Annotated in this window: 29 protein-coding genes and 1 tRNA gene; 22 read left to right on the top strand and 8 right to left on the bottom strand. The window is 43.2% G+C overall.

All coding sequences use genetic code 11. The features are described 5' to 3' along the window. Nucleotides 1–38: 38 nt before the first annotated feature. On the bottom strand, nt 39–752 hold the full coding sequence (gene mutH, locus MN199_RS08910) for a DNA mismatch repair endonuclease MutH (protein ID WP_335739163.1): 714 nt from the start codon (nt 750–752) through the stop codon (nt 39–41). 333 nt (nt 753–1085) lie between these two features. Between mutH and rppH the strand changes: the two genes are divergently transcribed. The 8 genes from rppH (at nt 1086) to MN199_RS08870 (ending at nt 8529) form a co-directional block, all read left to right on the top strand. Further along, nucleotides 1086–1589 (top strand): RNA pyrophosphohydrolase, encoded by a 504-nt coding sequence (rppH, locus tag MN199_RS08905; protein WP_132584506.1) that lies wholly within the window; start codon nt 1086–1088, stop codon nt 1587–1589. 44 nt (nt 1590–1633) lie between these two features. Further along, nucleotides 1634–3892, top strand: coding sequence for a phosphoenolpyruvate--protein phosphotransferase (gene ptsP, locus MN199_RS08900; protein ID WP_335739162.1), 2259 nt, complete (start codon nt 1634–1636; stop codon nt 3890–3892). Nucleotides 3893–3952: 60 nt separating this feature from the next. Then, nucleotides 3953–4747 (top strand): sulfite exporter TauE/SafE family protein, encoded by a 795-nt coding sequence (locus MN199_RS08895; RefSeq protein ID WP_132584502.1) that lies wholly within the window; start codon nt 3953–3955, stop codon nt 4745–4747. A 9-nt stretch (nt 4748–4756) separates the two neighbouring features. Further along, the gene (gene lgt, locus MN199_RS08890; protein ID WP_335739161.1) at nt 4757–5575 is read left to right on the top strand and encodes a prolipoprotein diacylglyceryl transferase; all 819 of its coding nucleotides are present in this window, start codon (nt 4757–4759) and stop codon (nt 5573–5575) included. Continuing rightward, on the top strand, nt 5572–6405 hold the full coding sequence (locus MN199_RS08885) for a thymidylate synthase (protein WP_335739160.1): 834 nt from the start codon (nt 5572–5574) through the stop codon (nt 6403–6405). The genes lgt and MN199_RS08885 overlap by 4 nt, the downstream gene beginning before the upstream one ends. A gap of 70 nt (nt 6406–6475) precedes the next feature. After that, complete coding sequence (locus tag MN199_RS08880) at nt 6476–7096, top strand: FlgO family outer membrane protein (protein WP_335739159.1); 621 nt, start codon at nt 6476–6478, stop codon at nt 7094–7096. Further along, nucleotides 7093–7758 (top strand): FlgO family outer membrane protein, encoded by a 666-nt coding sequence (locus MN199_RS08875; protein WP_335739158.1) that lies wholly within the window; start codon nt 7093–7095, stop codon nt 7756–7758. Before MN199_RS08880 ends, MN199_RS08875 begins: the two co-directional genes overlap by 4 nt. 84 nt (nt 7759–7842) lie before the next feature. Then, complete coding sequence (locus tag MN199_RS08870; protein ID WP_335739157.1) at nt 7843–8529, top strand: FlgO family outer membrane protein; 687 nt, start codon at nt 7843–7845, stop codon at nt 8527–8529. Between the two features lie 34 nt (nt 8530–8563). Here the strand turns inward: MN199_RS08870 and MN199_RS08865 are convergent, their stop codons facing one another. Next, entirely contained in the window at nt 8564–9001 is a 438-nt protein-coding gene (locus tag MN199_RS08865) for an Rrf2 family transcriptional regulator (RefSeq protein WP_335739156.1), read from the bottom strand. A gap of 103 nt (nt 9002–9104) precedes the next feature. On the opposite strand from MN199_RS08865, the gene MN199_RS08860 reads away from it, so the two are divergent. The 3 genes from MN199_RS08860 (at nt 9105) to MN199_RS08850 (ending at nt 11028) form a co-directional block, all read left to right on the top strand. Beyond that, nucleotides 9105–9326, top strand: a complete 222-nt coding sequence (locus MN199_RS08860) for a hypothetical protein (RefSeq protein WP_132584476.1) — start codon at nt 9105–9107, stop codon at nt 9324–9326. A gap of 89 nt (nt 9327–9415) precedes the next feature. Then, nucleotides 9416–10486 (top strand): catalase family peroxidase, encoded by a 1071-nt coding sequence (locus tag MN199_RS08855; protein WP_335739155.1) that lies wholly within the window; start codon nt 9416–9418, stop codon nt 10484–10486. Further along, on the top strand, nt 10486–11028 hold the full coding sequence (locus tag MN199_RS08850; RefSeq protein ID WP_335739154.1) for a cytochrome b: 543 nt from the start codon (nt 10486–10488) through the stop codon (nt 11026–11028). Before MN199_RS08855 ends, MN199_RS08850 begins: the two co-directional genes overlap by 1 nt. Before the next feature lie 152 nt (nt 11029–11180). Here the strand turns inward: MN199_RS08850 and MN199_RS08845 are convergent, their stop codons facing one another. The 3 genes from MN199_RS08845 to MN199_RS08835 form a co-directional block, all read right to left on the bottom strand. Next, a complete protein-coding gene (locus tag MN199_RS08845; protein ID WP_335739153.1) occupies nt 11181–11597 on the bottom strand; it encodes a disulfide bond formation protein B in 417 nt (138 codons plus the stop codon). 294 nt (nt 11598–11891) lie between these two features. Beyond that, a tRNA-Arg gene (locus tag MN199_RS08840) sits at nt 11892–11966 on the bottom strand. A 47-nt stretch (nt 11967–12013) separates the two neighbouring features. Further along, nucleotides 12014–13150 (bottom strand): flagellar assembly protein T N-terminal domain-containing protein, encoded by a 1137-nt coding sequence (locus MN199_RS08835; RefSeq protein ID WP_335739152.1) that lies wholly within the window; start codon nt 13148–13150, stop codon nt 12014–12016. A gap of 141 nt (nt 13151–13291) precedes the next feature. Between MN199_RS08835 and MN199_RS08830 the strand changes: the two genes are divergently transcribed. Next, a complete protein-coding gene (locus MN199_RS08830; RefSeq protein WP_132584470.1) occupies nt 13292–13750 on the top strand; it encodes an LPP20 family lipoprotein in 459 nt (152 codons plus the stop codon). 27 nt (nt 13751–13777) lie between these two features. On the opposite strand, the gene MN199_RS08825 is transcribed toward MN199_RS08830, so the two are convergent. From MN199_RS08825 to flgA, 3 genes are all read right to left on the bottom strand, one after another. Next, on the bottom strand, nt 13778–14212 hold the full coding sequence (locus tag MN199_RS08825) for a flagellar protein FlgN (protein ID WP_335739151.1): 435 nt from the start codon (nt 14210–14212) through the stop codon (nt 13778–13780). Then, nucleotides 14209–14529: a flagellar biosynthesis anti-sigma factor FlgM gene (flgM, locus tag MN199_RS08820; RefSeq protein ID WP_132584466.1), complete on the bottom strand. Its 321-nt coding sequence runs from the start codon at nt 14527–14529 to the stop codon at nt 14209–14211. The genes MN199_RS08825 and flgM overlap by 4 nt, the downstream gene beginning before the upstream one ends. Before the next feature lie 77 nt (nt 14530–14606). Further along, a complete protein-coding gene (gene flgA, locus MN199_RS08815; protein ID WP_335739150.1) occupies nt 14607–15311 on the bottom strand; it encodes a flagellar basal body P-ring formation chaperone FlgA in 705 nt (234 codons plus the stop codon). A gap of 132 nt (nt 15312–15443) precedes the next feature. Here flgA and MN199_RS08810 point away from each other — a divergent pair, with 132 nt between their 5' ends. The 10 genes from MN199_RS08810 (at nt 15444) to MN199_RS08765 (ending at nt 23746) form a co-directional block, all read left to right on the top strand. Further along, nucleotides 15444–16373 carry a chemotaxis protein gene (locus tag MN199_RS08810; RefSeq protein ID WP_132584462.1) on the top strand — a complete coding sequence of 310 codons (930 nt, stop codon included), beginning with the start codon at nt 15444–15446 and terminating at the stop codon, nt 16371–16373. A gap of 16 nt (nt 16374–16389) precedes the next feature. Beyond that, a complete protein-coding gene (locus MN199_RS08805) occupies nt 16390–17223 on the top strand; it encodes a CheR family methyltransferase (RefSeq protein WP_335739149.1) in 834 nt (277 codons plus the stop codon). A gap of 75 nt (nt 17224–17298) precedes the next feature. Next, a complete protein-coding gene (gene flgB / locus MN199_RS08800) occupies nt 17299–17700 on the top strand; it encodes a flagellar basal body rod protein FlgB (protein WP_335739148.1) in 402 nt (133 codons plus the stop codon). 2 nt (nt 17701–17702) lie between these two features. Next, nucleotides 17703–18128, top strand: coding sequence for a flagellar basal body rod protein FlgC (gene flgC, locus MN199_RS08795; RefSeq protein WP_335739147.1), 426 nt, complete (start codon nt 17703–17705; stop codon nt 18126–18128). Nucleotides 18129–18140: 12 nt separating this feature from the next. After that, on the top strand, nt 18141–18842 hold the full coding sequence (locus tag MN199_RS08790; protein WP_335739146.1) for a flagellar hook assembly protein FlgD: 702 nt from the start codon (nt 18141–18143) through the stop codon (nt 18840–18842). A 19-nt stretch (nt 18843–18861) separates the two neighbouring features. Then, a complete protein-coding gene (gene flgE / locus MN199_RS08785; protein WP_335739145.1) occupies nt 18862–20226 on the top strand; it encodes a flagellar hook protein FlgE in 1365 nt (454 codons plus the stop codon). Between the two features lie 157 nt (nt 20227–20383). After that, nucleotides 20384–21130, top strand: a complete 747-nt coding sequence (flgF, locus tag MN199_RS08780; RefSeq protein ID WP_132584450.1) for a flagellar basal-body rod protein FlgF — start codon at nt 20384–20386, stop codon at nt 21128–21130. Between the two features lie 36 nt (nt 21131–21166). Beyond that, nucleotides 21167–21955: a flagellar basal-body rod protein FlgG gene (gene flgG / locus MN199_RS08775; RefSeq protein WP_132584448.1), complete on the top strand. Its 789-nt coding sequence runs from the start codon at nt 21167–21169 to the stop codon at nt 21953–21955. An 11-nt stretch (nt 21956–21966) separates the two neighbouring features. Further along, nucleotides 21967–22644: a flagellar basal body L-ring protein FlgH gene (flgH, locus tag MN199_RS08770; RefSeq protein WP_132584446.1), complete on the top strand. Its 678-nt coding sequence runs from the start codon at nt 21967–21969 to the stop codon at nt 22642–22644. A 10-nt stretch (nt 22645–22654) separates the two neighbouring features. Next, the gene (locus tag MN199_RS08765) at nt 22655–23746 is read left to right on the top strand and encodes a flagellar basal body P-ring protein FlgI (RefSeq protein ID WP_335739144.1); all 1092 of its coding nucleotides are present in this window, start codon (nt 22655–22657) and stop codon (nt 23744–23746) included. Nucleotide 23747: the final 1 nt, after the last annotated feature.

The following is a 23747-nucleotide window of genomic DNA, read 5'->3' as shown; positions in this document are numbered from 1 at the left end:
ATACCAAGTTAGATTAATATTCTTATCCATGCTAAATGCTAGCCAAACTGCTGTTGCAGTAAACTTGCGGTAAAGCCGGCCTTTAGGTAAAAACCTCGGGGTAGGGTGCGTATAGGCTCACCGTGTGCGCCTATCGCGTTAGTGAGTGCTTTACTATTAGCGGCTTTCGGTCGAAGCTGCAGCAGCTTACCTTGTGCGCCCCGAATATCGGCAATACCACCTAGACTAATTTTTTCCATCAATTCTTCCCAGTCCATTTGCAGTGCGCGTTGCTGCTCACTGTTTGGTTGCCATAAAAAGGCACTGCCGACAACGCGTTCAGCTAACGGAATTTGCCGCTCGGCTAAAATAGGCACCCATAACACGTGCTGCAATTTTCGGCAGACCCAAGACTCGTGCCATTGCTGCCCTGCAACCCCAGTAAGGGGTGCAACACAAACATAGGTGCTTTCTAGAGGTTTGCCATGCCGATCTATGGGTAAGGTTTTAAGTTCGACGCCTAAATGAGGAAAATCCGGCTCGGCTTTTGAACCGGCACTGGCGCCTAATACTTGTTCTAATAATTGGCCCACCCAGCCTTTATCTTTTTGTAAATTGGCCGGTACGGGTAGCTGCAATTGCGCGGCAATTTGCCCCAACGTCAAACCGGCGAGGGCATTACTTCGCAACTGCAATTCAACTAAAGATACGGGGGATGAGTACATAATAACCATAATAAGCAAATACAAGAATACGCTAGCATTTTTCGCCATGTTTAGCTGCTTAAAAACGCAGCAAACTAACTTACACACAGCAAAAATTTATTTGTTTAAATGCTTTTATTTAATTAAGTGATTGATATTTCTTGGTTATGTTGTCATTTTTATGCGACTGAAACAATGCTTAATTCAGTTATTCAGTGCGTTAAACGTGGTTATGCACAGTGTTGCTCACATAAATTGTGAGAAAGTACACATTGGCTTAGGTTGTTTTGCTATTGCTGTGGATAACTGTGTAAAAGTTGTGTTGGAAAATACCGTTTGCCCAAGCCCCTAGTTTATGAAAGAATCTTTTACATATTGTTTTAAGATCCGCCAGAGGTTTGTGTGATCGATGCCGAAGGTTTTCGGGCCAATGTCGGCATAGTGATTTGTAACCACCAAGGACAGGTGTTTTGGGCAAAACGATATGGTCAGCATTCTTGGCAATATCCACAAGGTGGCATTGATGATGGCGAAACGCCAGAACAAGCCATGTTTCGCGAGTTACATGAAGAAGTAGGCCTGAGTGCTAACGACGTGGAAATTATTGCCACAACTAAGCACTGGTTAAGGTACAAACTACCGAAACGGCTAATTCGTAAAGACAGTAATCCTGTGTGTATTGGCCAGAAGCAAAAATGGTTTTTGCTTAGGCTGACTTGTGCTGACGAAGATGTAAATTTACTTAAAACGACTCATCCAGAGTTTGATAGCTGGCGTTGGGTTAGTTACTGGTATCCAGTGCGCCAAGTTGTGGCGTTTAAGCGTGAAGTTTACAGAAAAGTTATGAAAGAGTTTGCCTCGGTCGCTTTGCCGTTTATTCGCCGTGAAAGTAAAAAGAAGAGTTAATAAAAGTAGGTTAAACAATTAGCTAGACTGAAAATGGGGCTCTTATGTTAAGCCAGCTAAGGCGAATTGTTCAAGATGTTGCACAAGAGCCAGTGCTGCAAGACGCATTAGCTGGCTTAGTCGCAAACGTAAAGCTGGCGTTAGCAACCGAATGTTGTTCGGTATACCTGGCTAATTACGATAAACAACATTTTATGCTTATGGCGAGCGACGGCCTTAATCCTGAGGCTATTGGTACTATTGCCATCGGCTTTTCTGAAGGTTTAATTGGCTGGGTTGGCCAACGCGAAGAACCTATCAACTTAGCTAAAGCCCATTTGCATCCCCGTTTTAAAGTTACGCCCGAAGTAAGTGAAGACCGCTTTTCTGCGTTTTTGGGCTGTCCTATCATTCATCATCGTAAAGTCTTAGGTGTGCTGACTATTCAGCAAGCTGCAGAGCGCGTATTTAACGAAGACGAAGAGTCGTTTTTAGCCACCCTAAGTACACAATTGGCCTCGGTATTAGCGAATGCAGAAATGCGTCAAGCCGCCAGCGAGAGTGGTGCTAGCCAAAATCACACTGGGTTATTAAAAGGCTTACCTGGCTCGCCAGGCATCGCAATAGGCGAGGCCTTTGTATTAGAGCCTGCGAATGATTTTAACGCTATATCAATTAAGCGTGCCGATGATCCAGATAAAGAGCTGGCGCTGTTTTACCGAGCAGTAAAAATAACGAAAGTGGAATTTAATCGCTTAGCCCAGCGCATGAGTGGCCATTTGCCGCCGGATGCCTTGGCTATTTTTGACGTGTATCATCAGCTGCTTGATGCAGCTAGCCTAGGCCAAGAAATTGAACAGCAAATAGCCGATGGCTGGTGCGCAAAAAGTGCGTTAAAGCGGGTAGTGGAAAAATTTGCCCGCCAGTTCGATGATATGGATGACCCGTATTTGCGCGAGCGTGGCACCGACATACGCGATCTAGGCCAACGCGTACTGAATAATTTGTTAGATACCGAAAAGCGTACCATGAAATTACCACAGCATGTGGTCTTAGTTGCCGATAACGTTACGGCAAGTATGCTGGCTGAAGTACCTCGTGAGCAGCTAGTCGCTATTGTCTCGCTAAAAGGTTCGGTAAACTCGCACGCTGCAATTATGGCTAGAGCTTTGGGTGTGCCGGCGGTAATGGCCGTTAACGAGCTGCCTTTGCTACATTGGCGTGGGCAACAACTTATTATTGATGGTTATCACGGGCATGTTTTGTTATCGCCAGTTGATGCCGTGCGACAAGAGTACCAACGGCTAATGTCTGAAGATGCCGCGCTAAATGCGGGTTATCTGTCAGAGATTGCCTTGGCGGCGCAGTCTATTTGTGGCACACCGTTTAATTTAATGGTCAACTCTGGTTTAGCCATCGAGCTGGAAACAACCGATCCGCAACATACTGGCGGAGTGGGTTTATACCGCACAGAATTTCCGTTTATTATTCGTAGTCGCTTTCCAACCGAGCAAGAACAAATTGAGTTATATCGTCGGGTGCTTGAAAGCTGCCCTGATAAGCCGGTTATTATGCGTACGTTAGATGTTGGTGGTGATAAAGCGCTACCCTATTTTAGTATCAGCGAAGAAAACCCGTTCCTAGGTTGGCGTGGTATCCGTTTAACCTTAGATCATCCGGAAATATTTTTAGTCCAAGTTCGCGCTATGCTTAAAGCCAATCTTGCGCTAAATAATCTCCATATTTTGCTACCGATGATTTCTGATTTAGCCGAAGTGGATGAATGCTTGCGGCTAATAAATCAGGCGAGTTTTGAAGTAAGTGAAGAGTTTGCTATTGAGCAGCCAAAGCCGAAAGTAGGGGTAATGATCGAAGTGCCCTCAATCATGTATCAATTACCTGAATTAGCCCGCAAAGTTGATTTTTGCTCTATTGGTACTAATGATCTAACCCAATATTTGCTCGCCGTTGACCGTAATAACCCTCGTGTGGCTAACTTATATGATGCGATGCATCCTGCGGTATTAAGGGCGTTAAATCAGCTATCGCAGCAAGCAAAAGGCTTACAATTTCCGATCAGTGTCTGTGGTGAACTAGCCGGTGATCCTGGCGGTGTAATGCTATTAGCTGCTATGGGTTATAGCAATTTTAGTATGAATAGCAGTAACTTGGCAAAAATTAAATGGCTATTGCGTAGGGTGGAAATGGCTGAGCTTGCACTACTGCTACCTGAGGTATTGGCCTGCGAGTCGGCAAGGCAAGTAAGGCTATGTACACAACGATTTTTAGAGCAAAAACAATTAGTGACGCAAATACGCAGTTGAAAGCATAGCCAATTACGTTAGTTGTTATACAATGCTTACTACTAAACTGATGAGAAGCCTGTGTTAATTTTTATTATCATCACCTTGTTACTGGGTGCCTTAGTTGGCTTTTTGGCTGGCTTATTGGGTATTGGCGGCGGCCTAATTGTGGTACCAGCATTAGTTATGTTGTTGCCTGCGTTTGGTATTGTGCCTGTTGATCAAGCTATTTTAGTGGCTATAGCGACCTCGTTAGCGTCAATAATTGTTACGGCTAGCTCGTCAGTTTTAGCGCACCATCGCTGGGGTAATGTGCCTTGGTCAATTGCGAGCGCTATTATGTTTGGCGCCGCATTAGGTGCATGGGCAGTCGGTTACTTAGCTCATAATATTAGTGCTCACGTATTGCAAATGATTTTCAGCATTGCGGTATTACTGATTTCAATACGTATGCTCGCATCTCGCGCCACCGAGGGTAAAAAACCAATGCCGGGGTCTGCTCCAATGATCGCTATTTCGGCATTTTTAGGTGGTATTGCTAGTTTATTAGGTATCGGTGGCGGCGCGTTATTTGTGCCAATGCTAAATTATTTTTCACTAGATATGCGTCGTGCTATCGGCTGCGCTGCAGCTAGTGGTATTGCTATTGCTGTATTTGGCTCGCTTGGTTATGTAATCGCAGGTTGGCAGCATTATCAGCTAAGTGATGGTTTTGTTGGTTATATTTATATACCCGCGCTACTGGGTATAGTCGCTACCTCGGTATTTACAGCGCCATTAGGCGCTAAACTTACTCAACGTTTGCCGGTACTGACGATGAAACGTGTATTTGGCGTATTGCTGCTGCTAATAGCAGTGAAGATGATGTTTAGTTAAAGGGTTGTTATGTCTGCAAGTTATATTACATTTCCGCAAATAGATCCGATTATTTTTTCCATTGGGCCCATAAGCTTACGTTGGTACGGCTTAATGTATTTGGTTGCTTTTGGTTTGGCTTGGTGGCTGGCAAATCGGGCGGCAAAACAGCCTAATTCAGGCTGGAATGAGCAGCAAGTTAGCGATCTACTCTTTCTCGGCTTCCTTGGCGTTGTGCTGGGCGGGCGTATAGGTTACGTACTGTTTTATCAGTTTGAGCTTTTTCTTCGCGAGCCCTCATACTTATTTAAAATTTGGACCGGCGGTATGTCATTTCATGGCGGCTTACTAGGTGTTCTAGTGGCTATGGCGTGGTTTGCATGGCGTAATAACAAACGCTATTTAGAATTAGGTGATTTTGTCGCGCCTCTTATTCCGCTGGGTCTTGGTGCAGGTCGGCTAGGTAATTTTATTAATGCCGAACTATGGGGCAGGCCAACTGACGTATCTTGGGCGGTACTTTTCCCAGGCGCTGGCCCATTACCGCGACACCCATCACAGTTATACGAGTTTGCTTTAGAAGGCGTGTTGTTGTTTATTGTTATAATGCTATTTCGCCGGTTTAAACCCCCTATGGGTAGCGTTGGCGGCCTATTTTTAGTCGGTTACGGTAGTGCACGTTTCTTTATTGAGTTCTACCGCGAACCCGACGCACATCTTGGTGTGTTATCCGCGGGTATGTCGATGGGGCAGTGGTTGTCATTGCCGATGATTATCGTTGGTATTGGCCTGATAGTTTATGCCTACAATACTAAGTTAAAACAGCAGAAGCAGGTTACTAACAAATGAAGCAGTATTTAGAGTTAATGCGCCATGTGCTTGAGCAGGGTCATAAAAAAACTGACCGTACTGGTACTGGCACTATTAGTGTATTTGGTTATCAGATGCGTTTTGACTTACAGCAAGGTTTCCCGTTAGTAACGACAAAAAAATGCCATTTGCGCTCGATTATTCATGAGTTGCTGTGGTTTTTAAAGGGTGAAACCAATATTGGTTATTTAACCGATAATGGCGTATCCATTTGGAATGAGTGGGCAACAGAAAGCGGCGAGTTAGGGCCGGTATATGGTGCGCAGTGGCGCAGCTGGCAAGCTATTGATGGCGGTACTATAGATCAAATTAGCCAGCTAATAACTGATATTAAACGTACTCCAGACTCGCGCCGTTTAATTGTTAGTGCTTGGAACCCAGCTTTACTGCCAGACACCCGTATCTCACCGAAACAAAACGCTGCAGCCGGCAAGCAGGCATTGCCGCCGTGTCATACGTTATTTCAGTTTTACGTAAATGATGGCAAGTTATCGTGCCAACTTTATCAGCGTAGTGCCGATATTTTTCTTGGCGTGCCATTTAATATCGCCAGTTACGCTTTACTAACCTTAATGGTGGCACAAGTATGCGACCTGCAACCGGGTGATTTTATTCATACCCTTGGCGATGCACATCTTTATTCTAACCATTTAGAGCAAGTAAATACGCAATTAGCACGGCAACCTTTTGCCTTGCCAAAAATGCAGCTAAACCCCGAGGTAAAAGATATTTTTTCCTTCAAATTTGAAGACTTTACGCTAAGTGATTATCAAGCCCATCCTCATATTAAAGCGCCGGTAGCAATATAGCGCCAAAAGCCCGCCAATAATTCTGGCCTGTATTTTGCACATGCAAAGCAAGCCAGAATTTGAGGTGCGTATGAAACACTTAACACCCTTTATTATATTGTTATTGCTTAGTGCTTGCAGTGCTAATGTAAATACATCGCCGCCAGTTAACCGCGCTAGCGATGCTAAACTAAGTTACCACCCGCTGGGGTTTTATACCGACCGTATAGCTGCTAACTTACTAAAAAATTTACCTAAACGGGGTTTAGCTAATAATCCAAACCCTAAACTCGCCGTAACCAGCTTTCTGCCGATAGAGCAGTTAAGCCTTAATCAAACAGATGCTGATGAGTTGCAGCTTGCTAATCAATTAGCCGAAAGTATGCTGAGCTACGCAGTTAACATAGGGCTAGATGCTGTTGATTTTCGTTTACGCCAGCAAGTTTTACTGTTACCTGATCATGAACAAGCACTTAGCAGAACACTTGATAGCTTAAAACAGCATAGCCAAGCAGATGCGGTGCTAACCGGTACCTATGTAATTCAAGAGGACGCCTTGATCGTTAACGCTAGGCTAATTGATGTACAAACAAACCGTGTAATTGCCGCAGCAACAGATTACATTCCAATTAATGTGTTTTGGAGTGAGCAGCAGGTTATGAAGCGAGGTGATTATTTATATCGCCACAGTACAACTGGAGATAGAAAATGAAATACACCCTGATACTAAGTTTATTGATGTTATTAACGGGTTGCGTTGTGCAAAAAGCCAAGCCGCAAGAGGGTGTAGCTTTACATGGAGTTAATAAGCGCCAAGTACAAATTAATCAACGCCAAGATAAAGCAAACCAGCGCTCTGTATTTCAAAGTACCGAGCCTAACCTCGTAATGCGCACACAACCGGTAATTACGGTAAACGAGTATTCAAGAAATTTAGTACATGAATTAATGGCATTAAACCATGCTCTAGACGATGGTGCCTATGTTGGTGTTACTGATCTTACTTTTGTTGATAGTGATTTATTACATGGCAATGTGTTAAGTAATCATCTGAGCGAGGCCATTATTTATGATTTACATAAGTTTGGTGTACCCGTACTTGATTTTAAAGTTACAGATTATGTGCGTGTAACCGATAGCGGCGATTTCGCATTAAGCCGTGATTTTACCGAGCTAAGTGCGCAGTTACCGATAAAATATGTCGTAACAGGAACCATGACACAACATAAAATGGGTTTATTAATAAATGCTCGGTTAGTACAAATTAACAATAAAAAAGTAATATCAGTAGCGCGCACCTTTATTCCGTCAACTGTTGTGCAAGCATTATTACAATATGAAAATGAGCAACAATTAAAGTTTAAACAGGGTTAAATGCCTAATACTTCAATAATTATTAACGTTATATTTTGTAAAGCCGATAAACTCTATAGAACGTAGTGTTTATCGGAGTGAAGTATGACAAAAAATCTTGTAGTAGCCGGTGTCGTCGCATTACTGACTACCGGTTGCTATAGCCATCATCGAGTTGAAAATGGTTATACACGGTGTAATAGTGCAGGTGAGTGCACCAGTGAAATTCAACAACGGCACCATGATCATCAAGGTAACGGTGCTATAACACCGATGCCACAGCAGCGAGCGGTATCAGCCAGTGGCTGGAAAGTGCCGTATCAGTATGTAACAACATTAAATTCAAATAAACAGCTAGATGACTACGCTGCGCAGATGGCGATGCAGCTGGTTGAAACGCTACATAATTTTCCGTTAAATTCACGAATTGCTGTGGCGTCATTCGTTGATCTAGGTTCAGATCTTAATCATACGAATATTGTTGGTAATCAGCTTGCTGAAAGCTTTATGCACCAGTTTCAGCAATTTGGTCTTGCGGTAGTTGATTATAAAACCACGCGCGATATTCAAGTTACCGCAAATGGTGATTTTGTTTTTAGTCGTGATCACAACAAGCTCGATACCTTGCAAATGATAGATTACGTGTTGTCAGGTACTATGGTGCATACGCCCAAAGGCATTATGGTTAATGCTAGGGTTGTTAATTTTCGCACTAAAGTTATTACGGCCAGTGCGCAACAGCTTATTCCACATTTTGTTATAAGTTCTATTTACCCTGCAATACGTAACTAAACGCGTTAGTGCACAATAACAAACAGCCTGTTAATCAGGCTATTTGTTGCACAAAGATAGCGTGTAGCTCAGCACGTTTATCTGTTACTAAATCTGCCACAGTATATCGGCTTAAATGTTGATAAAATAACACCTTACCTTGTGCAACAATGCCATTTAACTGGCAAGCTGGCAGTGCAACACAACTTGGCGAATGGCAGTCAATCCACTCTTCATCTCCCTCTAATTGGCGAATAACATAGTCTAAGCGAATGCTTGTTAGTGGTTTCGCGAGTACAAAACCACCGTTTTTACCGCGTCGAGTATCTATCAATTCAAGCTTAGCCAGATGATGTACCACCTTGTTTACATGATTAGCGGATAGGCTGAATACATCGCAAATTTTTCGTACGCTGGTCATCGTTTGCTCAGGTTGGCAAGCTAAGTACATTAGAACTCGCAAACCATAATCAGTGTATTTTTTTAATTGCACGTTGGCCTCGTAGTTTGCTTAAAAATTATGCTAAATAACACTTGAGTTTCTCTTAATATACATTAATAATGCACATTATAAATATACATTAGGAATGTGCATTATGAACGCGAGAAAATTACTCGTTACCGCTAATAGCGCCATGGTTATTACCTTAGTATTATTTTGTGCTGCTGCTTATCTGGCATGGTTTAAAGATCAAACGCTGCCGCTGCGTATGGTTGCTGTAATGCATATGCTACAAATAGTGTTTGCCGCGCTATTTAAGTTGTCGTATGTATTGCGTTTAATTGCGCAAAGCCAGTTAGGGTTAGTGCTGCGTTAAATACGTTGTAATAATTTACTCTTCGCTGAAATATATCCTGATTATGACGTGTCTTATGGCTGTACTTTTAATACAGCCTTGGGATAGACATGTCTACTTCACCTAATAAAAAAATTAGCATTAATAGGCGCTATAGCCTTATTTTTGTTGTTATAGCAGTACTAGTATTCAGCTTTTTATACGCAGCAGGCCTCTTTGGCAATAAAGATGTAACCGCGCAAGATTTTGTTAACTTGCAGCAAAGCGCTAAGCCCTATTTCGGTTTTAGGCGAGCGCATGCCAAAGGTGTTTGTTTGCAGGGTGAATTTATTGCTAATGGCGCTTTAGCACCCTTTAGTCAATCGAGTTTGTTTCAGACCGGTAGTAACACCTTCACTGGTCGTTTTTCTATTGCAGGTAATAATCCGTTAGCGCCAGACTTAGCCGCACCGGTGCGCAGTTTTGCCCTCAGTTTTGCCACAGCCGATGGTGAGCGTTGGCGCACAGGCATGAATACCCCTCCTGTTGTAGCCGTTCGCACACCCGAAGCATTTTTCGAGCAATTAACGGCGTTATCGCCTGATCCCGCAACCGGTAAGCCCGATCCCAGTAAAATTAAAGCTTTTTTTCAGGCGCACCCAGAAAGTGCCACATTTAATCACTGGAAACAGCAATACCAAGCCACTAGTAGCTTTGCTACTGAACAATATCATAGCATTAATGCTTTTTACTTAATTGACGCCAAAGGCCAACGCCGCGCGGCGCGCTGGGCCGCAGTGCCGCAAGCAACAGATAAGCAACCAGAAAATGCTATAGCGAATGCCGGACCAGATGCGTTGCAATTAGAGCTAGCCGCTCGGTTAGCGCAACAACCGGTTAAATTTGATTTGATGTTTACACTGGCTAATCAAACAGATGATGAAAATGATCCAACGGTGCTTTGGCCAGATGACAGAGAGCAAGTCAATGCGGGCACCCTAGTTATAACGCAGTGGCAAGCACAGCAAGACGGCGCCTGCAATGGTATAACCTTCGATCCGCTGGTGTTACCCAAAGGTATCGAAGCAACTAAAGACCCAATCTTAAATGCTAGAGGTGCGGCCTATGCTGAATCCTACCGTCGGCGCGCTAAAGAAACCTTATTACAACAAACTAACCAACCGCAGCAAGGAGCGCACTAATGGCTAAAATTACCGAGTTTCCAGCAAGTGCTAAATTTATGCATTGGTTAAGTGCGTTACTGATTATTTCAATGCTGTTTTTAGGCGTTTCAATGATCCAAAGCTTGGCAACCTGGCAACATACCGCCTTGCAGTTACACAAATCAATAGGCGCATTGGTATTGGTTTTAGTGCTTATTCGCTTAATAAACCGATTATTCATGCAAATACCGGCTTTACCTGCAGATTTAAGCGCGATGCAACGCTTTGCCGCTAAAGCTAGCCATATCGTATTATACGCATTGATGTTAGCGATACCGTTATCTGGTTGGTTAATGCAAAACGCTGCCGGTTTAACCGTTAGCCCGTTTGGTATTTTAAATTTACCCAGCTTAATACCCGCTAATATCAAAGCCTATGCCGTGTTTAGAGAATTACACGGGCTACTAACGTGGAGTTTATTTGCTGTTATCGTGCTGCACATTAGTGCCGCTTTACATCATGGTTTAATCAGACAAGATAGTGTGCTGCAATCTATGCTGTTTAGGTTTAAGAATAAGTAATTGTCTGTTGTAAAACGAATTGTATTTACTATCTAGTTAGACTGCCAAACACCATAAGTCGTTTGGCAGTCTATAGAATGTATCAGCACATTATTAGTATTTATAACCATCCCAACACAGGTATCTGGGATGATTACTAAACGATGTGTTCTTTATTCAGAGTCAACATGTTTAGCCGCACGTGGCGATGTCCAAATAAGTAATAACAAACCAGATATTATAAATAGTGCAAAACCTGATAGTAACCAAGGGCTAATATACCAGTGTTCTCCCCATTCAAACTTGCCGAACATAATTTTCTTCCAGCCTTCGAAGTGCTGGTAGGCTGCAACAAAAAAGCCAAAAGCGGCAACGGTGCTGGCTAAATATAAATTAATCCAGTTGCGGGTGTTAGGCAGTAATAACGATAAGCCTAACAGCCCAATTATAGTGCGCTGGGTTCGGCAATAGGGGCAAACGTAAACTAAATCGGTTAGTTCTAACGCCCAAGTCGCTATGGAAATAATAATAGCCACCACGCCAATTAACCTTCTGTTATTCCATAACCAATTTAATAAACATGTATCCATTTTACTTTCCTGTACGGTATTAGGTTAGGGCATAGGCCATAGCATTTTTTAATGTATTAGTTTTAAGTATGTGCATGCCATAGGGTTAGTTAGGCTTATTATTAATACAACAAAATTTTAGCTAAATCTAAAAATAAGCGGTGAAATAACGGCTTTTGCGGTAGAAATGAGGCTATTTACTGTGTAAACGCCACCGTAGCATTACACATAAGTTTGGCGCGTTAACAAACCGCGAAACGTTTAGGTATGATTGGTGTTAAATGGAAAATGATTAGACGGTGCAAAAATGTAGAATGGCTGCCCCAGCAGGAATCGAACCTGCAACTGCCCCTTAGGAGGGGGCCGTTATATCCATTTAACTATGGGGCAACGGCGCGAAATTTTACCAGACTCGACGGTGCTTGGGAATCAAGATATTAAAAGTCAGTGCTTTTTCTAACACTTACAACATCGCCTTGTTGAATGTGTTGTAGTAATTCTGATTTACCGCTAGCCCAGGCGTTTTGCTCGGTGAGCTCGGTTATTTTTAAACTAATACTATCGGCGATAACGCGCTTAACGCCTGATTGCGTAGGGTGACGTTGTAACTGAAATAGTTGTAACTCGTCACCAATGCGCAAACCATGCATTTTGCCTAGCTCTAGCATGACTTGATTATCTTTTACTTGCCTAATACTGCTTAATAATGGTTTGCATTGTAATTGCTGTTGTATATCTTCTGCCACGCCAAGGAGCAACCGATCAATTTTCTGGCCATAGGGTAGCTGCCAAAATGCTTGGCTATGGCTTTGGGGAGTATTTTTATTTTTATACGGCCAACCTGCACTGGTGCGATATTCCTGCTGATAAACCAAATGTTGTTCAAATAAGTCATACAAGCTGACGTTGAGTGAAAAAAATCGCTCTTTCTGTTCGTTTTGCCAAAACTTGCTGGTGGTTTCACCCAAAGATAAGTCGTTAATTGTTGCTAGTAAAATGTATTGGTTACCATTACTAAACAAACGATCTGTTTCTGGATAAACCAGCTGTGCTGCAGTTACTATTTGCGGCATTGGTTTAACTAATGCCGCGGGGCTGTAATCATGTAAATGACGCTCTAATTGCGCGGTGATATCAGTGCCAAGCTTAAAAAGTTGGCCATAGATAGCATCTTGACGCGCTTGCAGCTGAACTTGGCTTAGTAATAAAGGTTTATGATACGAGCTACCAACACAAGCGCTGGTGTCTGCGTCGATATTAATACGCACGGTCACGGTTAAAAGATTGCCATTCTGGCTTTCTGATATCAGTTGTAATTGTTTAATTTCGCCCTGGCTTGAAATATTAAAACGTTCATTTTGCAAAACACCATTTTGAACCAGTTGGCTACTGCTTATCTTAGCGCCGGCAACTAGACTGGCACGCTTTATCGCGTCATCTATTGCCGTTTGCCGTGCTTGTGCTGTGTTACCTTGTTGAATAAAGGCCTGCCCGGTTGCTTCATACCAATCGCTATGCGCATTCATGCTAACAACAGCGCTGAGTATTGCGCCAATCATAATCTGTATTTTCATGCTGCCTCGGCAAACTTTTAACGCTTTACCCAACAAAGCAAAATACGTGCCTTAATGCTGGCTTGAATTTTGCTGTGTTAATGTTATTACAGTGAGATAGCTGCCGGGGTACTTAATATGTGCAGGGCGAAAGGAGATAACATGAAGGTATTGTTAGGTGTCGGCTTGTTGAGTGCGATGTTATTAGGTGGCTGTTCGTCATTATTTAGCAGTCATGTAGAGTATGCTACGGTGAAACCGGAGTCTTTCCCTATGTTGCGTGCCGTGGGCTACGCGCCAATAAATGCGCAGCTAGGTAAAGATCAACAACAAAAAATGCTACAAGCAATGAAAGCGTCGAAACTAGATGCCTACAAAGAGCTTACCGAAATGGTATATGGCCAAAAAATTGACGCTACGAATAAGTTACAAGAGATGGTGCTCACTGATAATCAGCTGCAAGCGTCAGTTAAAGGGGCAATTAGTGGGGCGAGGGTAGTTAAAACTTACGCGGTTGATAATATTTATATAACCGAGTTAGAGCTTGATTTTGAACAAGTGTATTATATTTACCAGAATACTAATCCGCAGCAAACGATTAAAAGTGTGCGCTATCATTAATTAAGTATGAGTGTTGCGTGTTGGTAGCTAGGCTTTAACACCCTTACCTTTGCTATCTACCGATGGTACACCTTTATTGGTGTAGGTAAGGCCTGATTTGCCTCTACTAGACAATATTTCTGTCTTAAAGCGGGCCAATGTAAGTTGGCTTTGTTCAAGGGTTTGCTGGTTTACACTATTATGCTGTTTGCACTGCTCTAATTTGTGCTCTAAGCTTTCAACTTCGAGTTTAAACCAATCTTGTTGTTTGTATTGTTCTAAATCAGTGGTATTCGCCAGTTCTACATCTGTGGCTTCTAGCTGCTGTAGCAGAGCATATTTAGCGGAAGAGATTTGTTCAAGTTCGTTAATATTACGGCTAGCAAGCGCGGCAAGTTCTTGCCGCAATAACAACATCAGCTCATCCAAGTGCTGATGTTGTTTAGTCAATAAGGTGGTGACGGAGGCGACAGCTAAAGTCATTTTTTACCAAACAGTTCGCTTTCAAAATGCACTATGCGCCTGGCAAGTTGTTCAACGTTAATTTTATACTTACCTTCGCTAATCGCTTGTCTAATTTTTTCTACTTTTTCTTGGTCGATACCGCTACTGTTGCTAGCCTTTTCCGTTAATTTAGAAAACTGCTGCGCCTGTGGCGTAATTGACACTGAATCTTGTTTTTGGTTAGCACCCTGAGTAGCATTTTGCTGCACAGCAGTTTGCTGACGTTGAGTATTTTGCTCAACTTTGTCATTTTTTACTTGCGCTGTATTTGGCAAGTTATTGATATTAATAGCCATGTTATGACCTCATCACCTTGTTACAGTTCCTTATACTCAGGTTAACGGCCTAGAGCGCTAAAACTTTAATCAATTTTTTAAAATTTTACTTTAACCAGATTAACCGCAATAACTTCTGCGTTAATAGCGCGCTTCGACTGTTGATTCATTACTTTAATAGTATCGCCTAAACTACCGTCAGACTGGGCCACACCGGTTGCAGCTACACTAATACTATTATCATTAATCGATATTGTAACAACATCTCCTTTACACACAAGGCAAAGATCTTGAAAGGTTAAAATTTGCCCAATCGATAGCGATCTTTTCGTTTTTGCTCCTACGACATCCTCAGCATGGGTTACCAAACTACCTCGGATAAAACGCCGCTCGCGCGTATCTGTTGTTAGCATATCGGCCGTGATTACACTACCCACAGAAATATTTTGCTGTAAAATTACGGCTTCAATTATTTCATCTATTTTCACTGGCACATAAAGCTGCCAACTGTCAGTTGTGTTGCAGCGAATTTGAATGGTATTTTGCCGCTGCGTTATGGCTTGCGCTAAATTAAATGTCAGCGGTGCCTTGCAACTTTTATTGCCAATGCGATTATCCAGCTCGTTAACCTCAATTTTAATATTTTGGCTGGCGTCAGCCGGTAGTTGTTCGGTTAGCCAATCTGTAGCCGCCGCGGTGAGTTCGGCAGGAGAATAGCTAACTGGTTCGGCTGCAATCACGTTAAAAACGAAAAAGCTTGTAATGATAAGTGCTTGTTTAAATAAATTTTCGTACTTTTTCATAAGGTTTCAGCTATGCTTTATTGGCTTGTAGTTATAACATACGACGTTAGTTTGACGCCAAAAGGCCAATTTGAATTTACTTATCGTAGTTAAGCAAGAATTGCGCCCGAAGGTATTAAAAAGGATCAATAGATGGCCGGTATTTTAGATTCAGTAAACCAGCGTACGCAATTAGTCGGGCAAAACCGTCTAGAATTATTGCTGTTTAAGCTCGCTGGCCGTCAGCGTTACGGTATAAATGTGTTTAAAGTACGAGAAGTGCTGCAATGCCCGCCATTAACGGCAATACCTAAGCGCAACAAGTTTGTACGCGGCATTGCGCATGTGCGTGGTCAAACCATTTCTGTTATTGATCTTAGCCTGGCCACAGGGGGCAGGGCGATAGAAAATACTAAAGACAGCTTTATTATTATTGCTGAGTACAACCGCTCAGTGCAGGGTTTTTTAGTTAATTCGGTTGAGCGCATTATTAATATCAATTGGGAGGCTATTTTACCGCCACCCAAAGGCACAAGCGGTAAACAAAGTTATTTAACTGCAATCACCGAAATTGATAATGAGCTAGTTGAAATTCTTGATGTCGAAAAAATTCTTGAAGAAATATCACCATCACCTACCGCGATATCTAAAGCTATGGATACACAAAGCATTTCTGCTGATTTAGGTGATAGGTTAATTTTAATTGCCGACGACTCTGCCGTAGCACGTAATCAGGTTAAACGTGCCTTAGAAGGTTTGGGCGTAAAAATGCATTTAGTAAATAACGGTAAAGAAGCGCTAATTTACCTACAAGACATGGCTAAAGGCTGTGCTGAATCTATTACTGAAAAAGTAGGCTTACTTATTTCAGATATTGAGATGCCAGAAATGGATGGATATACCTTAACTGCCGAAATAAAATCTAATGCAACACTAAAAAAACTCCATGTTATCTTGCATACTTCATTAAGTGGCGTATTCAACCAGCAAATGGTGCAAAAAGTGGGAGCAGATGATTTTATCGCTAAGTTTAATCCTGATGAGCTAGCAGAATCGGTACAAAAATGGCTACATGCTGACTAATTGTTAAGGAAGACCTGTGCCGAATAGAGATTTACTAGATAAAGAATATGTATTGTTCCGGGATTTTCTTGAGCAACAGTGTGGCATTGTACTGGGAGAAAATAAGCAGTATCTAGTAAAAAGCCGGTTAGCACCTTTGATGCAACGCTTTGGTGTTGCATCGTTGTCTGAACTGGTAAGTAAAACCTTAAGCCCATTTGAACGACAACTGCGTTCTGCCGTTATCGACGCGATGACCACTAATGAAACCTTGTGGTTTCGAGATACCTATCCGTACGAGTTGCTAAAAAATCAAATTTTTCCTGAGATGGAAAAAACTAGCCGTTCAATAAAAATTTGGTCTGCAGCCAGCTCTAGCGGACAAGAGCCTTATTCTATCGCAATGACGGCATTAGAATATCAGCAAATTAAACCCGGTGCCTTTAGTTTGGGCGTGCATATATTGGGCACTGATATTTCTAACACTATGCTTGAGCATTGCCAGCGCGGCGAATACGATGGTTTAGCCTTATCACGTGGTTTATCACCCGAGCGGCGCAGCAAATTTTTTGAAGATAGCGGCAAAGGCATGATGCGTGTCAAAGATCCGGTACGCAAAAATGTTAGCTTTCGCCATCTTAATTTGCTTGATAGTTACACCTTACTAGGTAAGTTCGATATTATTTTTTGTCGCAACGTGCTTATTTACTTCTCTGCTGATCTAAAGGCAAAAATTATCCGCCAATTTGCTCAATCCTTGAACCCTCGTGGTTATCTGCTTTTAGGCGCATCGGAATCTTTATCCAGTTTAAACAGTGATTTTGAGATGATACGCTGTAATCCAGGCATTATTTACCGCAAGAAAACCTAATACTCCGCTACTTGTTGCTTTTTTGGCCTGAGTTTTGCATTTGATTTGTCATCGTAGATAACAGGTGGCAAAAAAATGGCAATCAGTTTTGAAAAAGCATTTGGTTTGCACCCTGAAGCCATGTTGGTTCGTGACCGGCGGGCGCAGGTGCTAGCTGAAAATATCGCAAACGCAGATACTCCAGGCTATAAAGCTAAAGATATTGATTTTCAGCAGGCCCTTAACAACGCCAAGGCTCGACAGTCGGGTTCGGTGTCGCGTACTCATGAACAGCATTTCAATATTTCTATAGCAAGAAGCCAAGAGACTATGTTTCGTAATCCCGATCAACCCGATACGGGTGATGGCAACAGTGTTGATATTCACCGCGAGCGTAATGCTTTTATGCAAAATAGCCTTGAATATCAAACCAGTTTAACCTTTCTTAATGCGCGTATTAGTGGCCTGAAAAAAGCCATTACCGGCGGAGGGCAATAACCATGAGCTCATATAAGATATTTGATATTTCAGGTAGCGGCATGACGGCGCAGTCAATACGCATGAATACCACCGCCAGTAATATTGCTAACGCGAATAGTGTTAGTAGCAGTGTGAATGAAACCTATCGTGGTAGGCACCCGATATTTGCAGCACAACTGTCTGATGCGCAGCGCAGACAGGGCGATGATAGCGTTGGTGTTGAAGTATTAGGCATTGTCGAATCAGACGCGCCGCTAAATGTTGAGTATGCGCCAAACCACCCTTTAGCTGATGAAAATGGCTATATCTATAAGCCAAATATTAACATTATGGAAGAGATGGCGAACATGATTTCTGCGTCACGTTCTTATGAAACTAACGTACAAACCGCTGATTCTGCCAAGCAGATGATTATGCGCACTTTGCGCTTAGGCCAGGCTAACTAAGAGATATAAATTATGACTAGTTCAGTAAGTAATAATAATAACTCTGCATTAGATGGCATGTATTGGGACAGTAAAGCCAAAGATAAGGTTGCAGAAAAGAACAACGGCGCGCTAACACAGGAAGATTTTTTTGCTTTGTTAACGCAGCAACTAGCGTTCCAAGACCCAACTAAACCAGTTGAAAATGATCAAATGATCGCGCAAATGACCAACTTTACCATGGCAGACGGTATTGGCTCACTGAACAAGAGCTTTAAAGGCTTTGCCGAAAGCATGTCATCAAACCAAGCACTGCAGGCATCCTCATTGGTGGGGCGAAGTGTGCTTATACAATCCAAAGAATTGGTGTTTACTGGCGAAACCCTATCTCGCGGCAGCATTGAGCTAGATAAACCGGCCAACATGATGCAAGTGCGAATTGAAAATGAAAAAGGTGAATTGGTACGCAGCTTTAGCGTGGAAAACCCCAAAATGGGTAAAAACGATTTTGTTTGGGATGGCACTGATGCCAACGACGAAATAGTGACCGCAGGGGTGTACAAAATTAAAGTTGAAGCCAGTTATACCGACGGAACTAACGCCAGCTTACCGGTTAATGTATACGCGCCAGTGGGTAGCGTTAGCATGAATAATGCCGGCGGCGGCATAACACTGAACGTGCTTGGGCTAGGCGCAGTGAAATTAAGTGATGTATTAGAAGTATCTTACAGTTAATAGCGAGCTGAGGTGAATTATGAGTTTTAATATTGCATTAAGCGGCATAGCCGCAGCACAAAAAGATTTAGATACCACGGCGAATAACATCGCCAACGTAAATACCACGGGTTTTAAAGAGTCGCGTGCTGAGTTTGCCGATGTGTATGCCACGTCGATTTTCTCATCTGGCCGCACTAAAGTGGGTGACGGTGTTGCTACATCAGTTATTGCCCAGCAGTTTAGCCAAGGCTCACTACAATTTACCAATAACTCGCTAGATTTAGCGGTAACTGGCGAAGGATTTTTTGCATTAACACCGGACCGACAATCTCAGGATTTAACCTACACGCGTTCTGGTGCGTTTAAGCTAAATAAAGATAACTTTATTGTCGATAATAACGGCAATTTTTTGCAGGGCTTTGCGGTCGATCCGGTAACGGGTGAAAACCAGTCGGTCAGTTTAAGTACGACACAGCCAATATCAATTCCAACGTCGGCTGGCGCCCCTCGTGCAACCAGTAATGTATTTTTAAGCATGAACTTAGATTCTAGAGCTGTAGAAACAGGCTCAACGACTTTTGACCCTACTGATAGAGCGACTTATAACCACTCTACCTCTGTTACCGTTTACGACAGCTTAGGTGAGGCACATACGGTTACAACATATTTTAGAAAATTAGCTACGCCTACACCACCTGCTGCGGCAGAGTGGGAAACGAAATTGGTGTGGGATGATAATACTGCGCATCCAACTATTCCGGCACCAGTGGCACCGGCAACGCGTAATCCTAATTCTTGGTTTAGTGGCGATAATCTGCAATTTGACTCAAACGGTTCATTTAGATTGCCAGCACCGCCAGCAGCTGCGCCAACAATTGGGGTACCAACAGCGGATTTAAATGATCCGGCTAATGGCTACCTTACTAATGGTGCACAATTTTCAGCACCAGTAGTAGTAAATTTTCGCGATGCATCGGGTGTTAAATTGCCTACGCAATATGCCTCTAACTTTGATGTTCAAAATTTGAGCCAAGATGGTACAACCGTAGGTAACTTAACTGGGGTTGATATAGATGCGTTTGGTAGAGTACTTGCAAGTTATAGTAACGGTGATTCCGCCTACTTAGCGCAAGTAACCTTGGTTCGCTTTGCTAACGTGCAGGGCTTAAAGCAGGTGGGTAATACCTCGTGGAAGCAAAGTATTACCTCGGGCGAGCCGATAGGCGGCCAGGCCAATACCGGTACCTTTGGCGCGGTTAACGCCTCATCGCTGGAGCAGTCTAACGTTAACCTAACGACAGAACTGGTTGATTTAATTAGCGCACAGCGTAATTTTCAAGCGAACTCAAGAGCGCTTGAAGTTAATAGCACCTTGCAGCAAACCGTACTGCAAATACGCTAAACTTGTTAAATTAAAAAAACACCACCGCTTGCGGTGGTGTTTTTTTATGCATGAATATAACGCCATTTTTCAATGAATTACAGTGATTTATTAATTATGTGCGTTTGTTGGCATTAAACGTGCTTTGTTATTGTAGAGATGATTAACGGAGCTCGTTATGGATCACCTGTTATATATCGCCATGAGCGGCGCTAAAGAAAATATGAATGGCATGGCCGTGCGGTCAAACAACCTTGCTAATGCTAGCACTGCTGGTTTTAAAGCCGACTTTGAGCAAGCACGTTCAATGCAGGCATTTGGTGAAGGCTTGCCTACGCGGGTGTTTTCATTGACTGAACGACCAAGTCAAAACTTTGACGCAGGCGCAATTATTTTAACTGAGCGTGAGCTAGACGTCGCTATTCAAGGCGATGGCTGGCTTGCGGTGCAAGCGCCCGATGGCAACGAAGCTTATACCCGTAGCGGCAATTTGCAAATTAGTGCCGCCGGCATGCTGGAAACAGCCAGTGGCTTACCGGTGATGGGAGATGATGGTCCAATCCAATTACCTGTACCTTTAGCTAAAGTCGAAATTGCTCAAGATGGCAGTATTAGCGTATTGCCGCAGGGCGCACCAGCAGAAGCTATGGCGGTAGTAGGCCGTATTAAATTAGTTCGGCCGTTAAATAGCGAGATGGATAAAGGCAATGATGGCTTATTTCGCCGCAAAGACGGCCAAATCGCAGAAGCTAGTGTAGATGTTAGCCTACTAAAAGGTGCGATAGAAGGCAGTAATGTGAATGCAGTGGGTGAAATGACCTACATGATCAGCTTACAGCGCCAATTTGAACTGCAAGTAAAGATGATGAAAAGCGCTGAAGATATGGATCGTCAGCAAAATCAGTTACTCAGAATAGTTGGCTAATAGATTTATTTTAGGGCGAAAGCCCGGGAGGCAAGCATGCATCCAGCTTTATGGATAAGTAAAACCGGTTTAGATGCGAAACAGCGCGATATATCGGTTATTTCAAACAACTTGGCTAACGCCAGCACGGTAGGCTTTAAGAAAAGCCGCGCTATTTTTGAAGATTTATTGTATCAAAACGTCAATCAGCCAGGCGGTGCCTCGTCACAAAACTCGGAACTGCCTAACGGTTTGATGATAGGTGCCGGTACTAAGGTGGTGGCAACCCAGAAAAACTTTACTCAGGGCAACATGATTACCACGGACAATAGTCTGGATATGATGATTCAAGGCCATGGTTTTTTTGAAATTATGATGCCAGACGGTTCTATTTCATATAGTCGCAATGGTCAATTCACCGTTGATGATGAAGGTAATCTGGTTACCTCTGGTGCTGGTTACCAAGTGCAACCGAACATTGCTATTCCACCTGATGCACAAAGTATTACTGTATCGCAAGATGGGCAAGTATCGGTGCAGCTTCCAGGGCAAGGCCAACCGGCAGTGTTAGGGCAGCTTACGGTTACTAATTTTATTAATCCAGCTGGCCTTGAACCTATTGGCCAAAACTTGTTTAGTGAAACGGGGGCCAGTGGTGCACCCGTGCAGGGGATCCCTGGCCTTGAAGGCTTAGGCATTATTGTGCAGGGTGCTCTTGAAACCTCAAACGTCAACGTAACGGAAGAGCTCGTTAACTTAATTGAAAGCCAGCGTGTGTACGAGATGAATTCTAAAGTTATTTCAGCCGTTGACCAAATGCTGGGCACAGCAATTCAGCAGCTGTAATAGGGGGCGTTATGTTGCGAATATTATTAGGGTTAAGCTGCATGTTATTGTTCAGTGGTTGTGCGTCATTGCAACCGCCCGAGCAGGATGATCCTTATTTCGCGCCACTGGCACCGGATCAGCCCGCTAAATCTTTAGCGCAAAGTGGCTCATTGTTTGCTGGGAATTACTCTAATAGTTTGTATTCGGATAATAAAGCCAGACACGAAGGTGACATTATTACCGTGGTGCTGCGCGAAAGTACGCAGGCAAGTAAAAAAGCTAAAACTGAAATGCAAAAAGATAGCTCAACGTCTATTGAGCCGATGATTGGCCTTAGTGGTCGGCCGGTATCTGTGGCGGGTAATGTGTTGCAGTTTGGCGCTGGCTCTACTTCTGACTACAAGGGCGATTCAAAAGCCGATCAAAGCAATAGTTTAGTTGGTAATATTTCGGTGAATGTATTACAGGTACTTAATAACGGTAACTTAGTAATTCGTGGTGAAAAGTGGTTAACACTTAATACCGGTAAAGAGTATATCCGTCTTACTGGCGTTATTAGATCACAAGATGTTGATGTAAATAACACGGTTGAATCGACCAAGATAGCCAATGCACGCATTGAATATAGTGGCACGGGTGCGCACCATAATGGCCAATCGCCAGGGTGGTTAAGCCAGTTCTTCAATGGCCCATTATGGCCTTTCTAGGAGAGCATAAATGAAACGTTTGCTTCTAATAATACTGCCTATCTGTGTATTTGCTTTACCTGTCAGCGCAGCACGGATTAAAGATGTCGCTGATGTAGAAGGGGTACGGCCGAACCAATTAGTGGGTTATGGTTTAGTTGTCGGCCTGCCGGGCACGGGTGAACAAAGCCCGTTTACCGAGCAGAGTTTTCGCACCATGCTAAGCAATTTTGGCATTTCCTTGCCAGGCAATATGAAAGCGCAGATAAAAAATGTCGCTGCGGTAGCGGTACACGCTGAGTTATCCGCTTTTGCAAAGCCCGGGCAAACCATAGATATAACAGTATCGTCGGTTGGCAGTGCTAAAAGCTTACGTGGCGGTACTTTAATGCAAACTTTTTTAACAGGCTTAGATGGCAACGTCTATGCGGTAGCACAAGGCAGTTTAATTGTTAGCGGTTTAGGCGCTGAAGGGCTTGATGGCTCACGCATATTAGTTAATACGCCTACTGTGGGCCGAATTCCTAATGGTGCAATGGTTGAACGTGAAGTAGTGACACCCTTTGCTCAAAGCGATTTTATTACCTTTAACTTAAAACGCTCTGATTTTACTACCTCAAAACGACTAGCAGAAGCAATAAACGGTTTTATGGGCCCTGAAACGGCATATTCATTAGATGCTACCTCGGTACAGGTAAGGGCACCACGTGATGTCAGCCAGCGAGTGTCTTACATGTCGACACTAGAAAACCTTACTTTTGAGCCAGGTGATACCTCAGCAAAAATTATTATTAACTCCCGCACCGGTACCATCGTTATTGGTAAAGAAGTTAGGCTGTTTCCTGCCGCTGTAACGCACGGTGGTTTAACGGTGACGATTGCGGAAAACCCACGTGTAGTGCAACCCAACCCATTAGCGGGCGGGCAGACGGCGCTGGAAGAAAACTCAATTATTGATGTACGTCCCGATCAGTCACGGATGTTTAAGTTTGACCCAGGTGTAACGCTAGATGATTTGGTACGCACAGTAAATGCGGTTGGTGCAGCGCCAGGCGATTTAATGGCTATTTTAGAAGCGCTTAAAGAAGCTGGCGCAATTCATGGCGAATTGGTGGTGATCTAAT

The sequence above is a fragment of the Rheinheimera metallidurans genome, from assembly GCF_036983985.1.
Classification (GTDB): domain Bacteria; phylum Pseudomonadota; class Gammaproteobacteria; order Enterobacterales; family Alteromonadaceae; genus Alishewanella; species Alishewanella metallidurans.
Note: the sequence above shows the minus strand (reverse complement) of the source record. Positions and strands in the feature narration are given on the sequence as shown.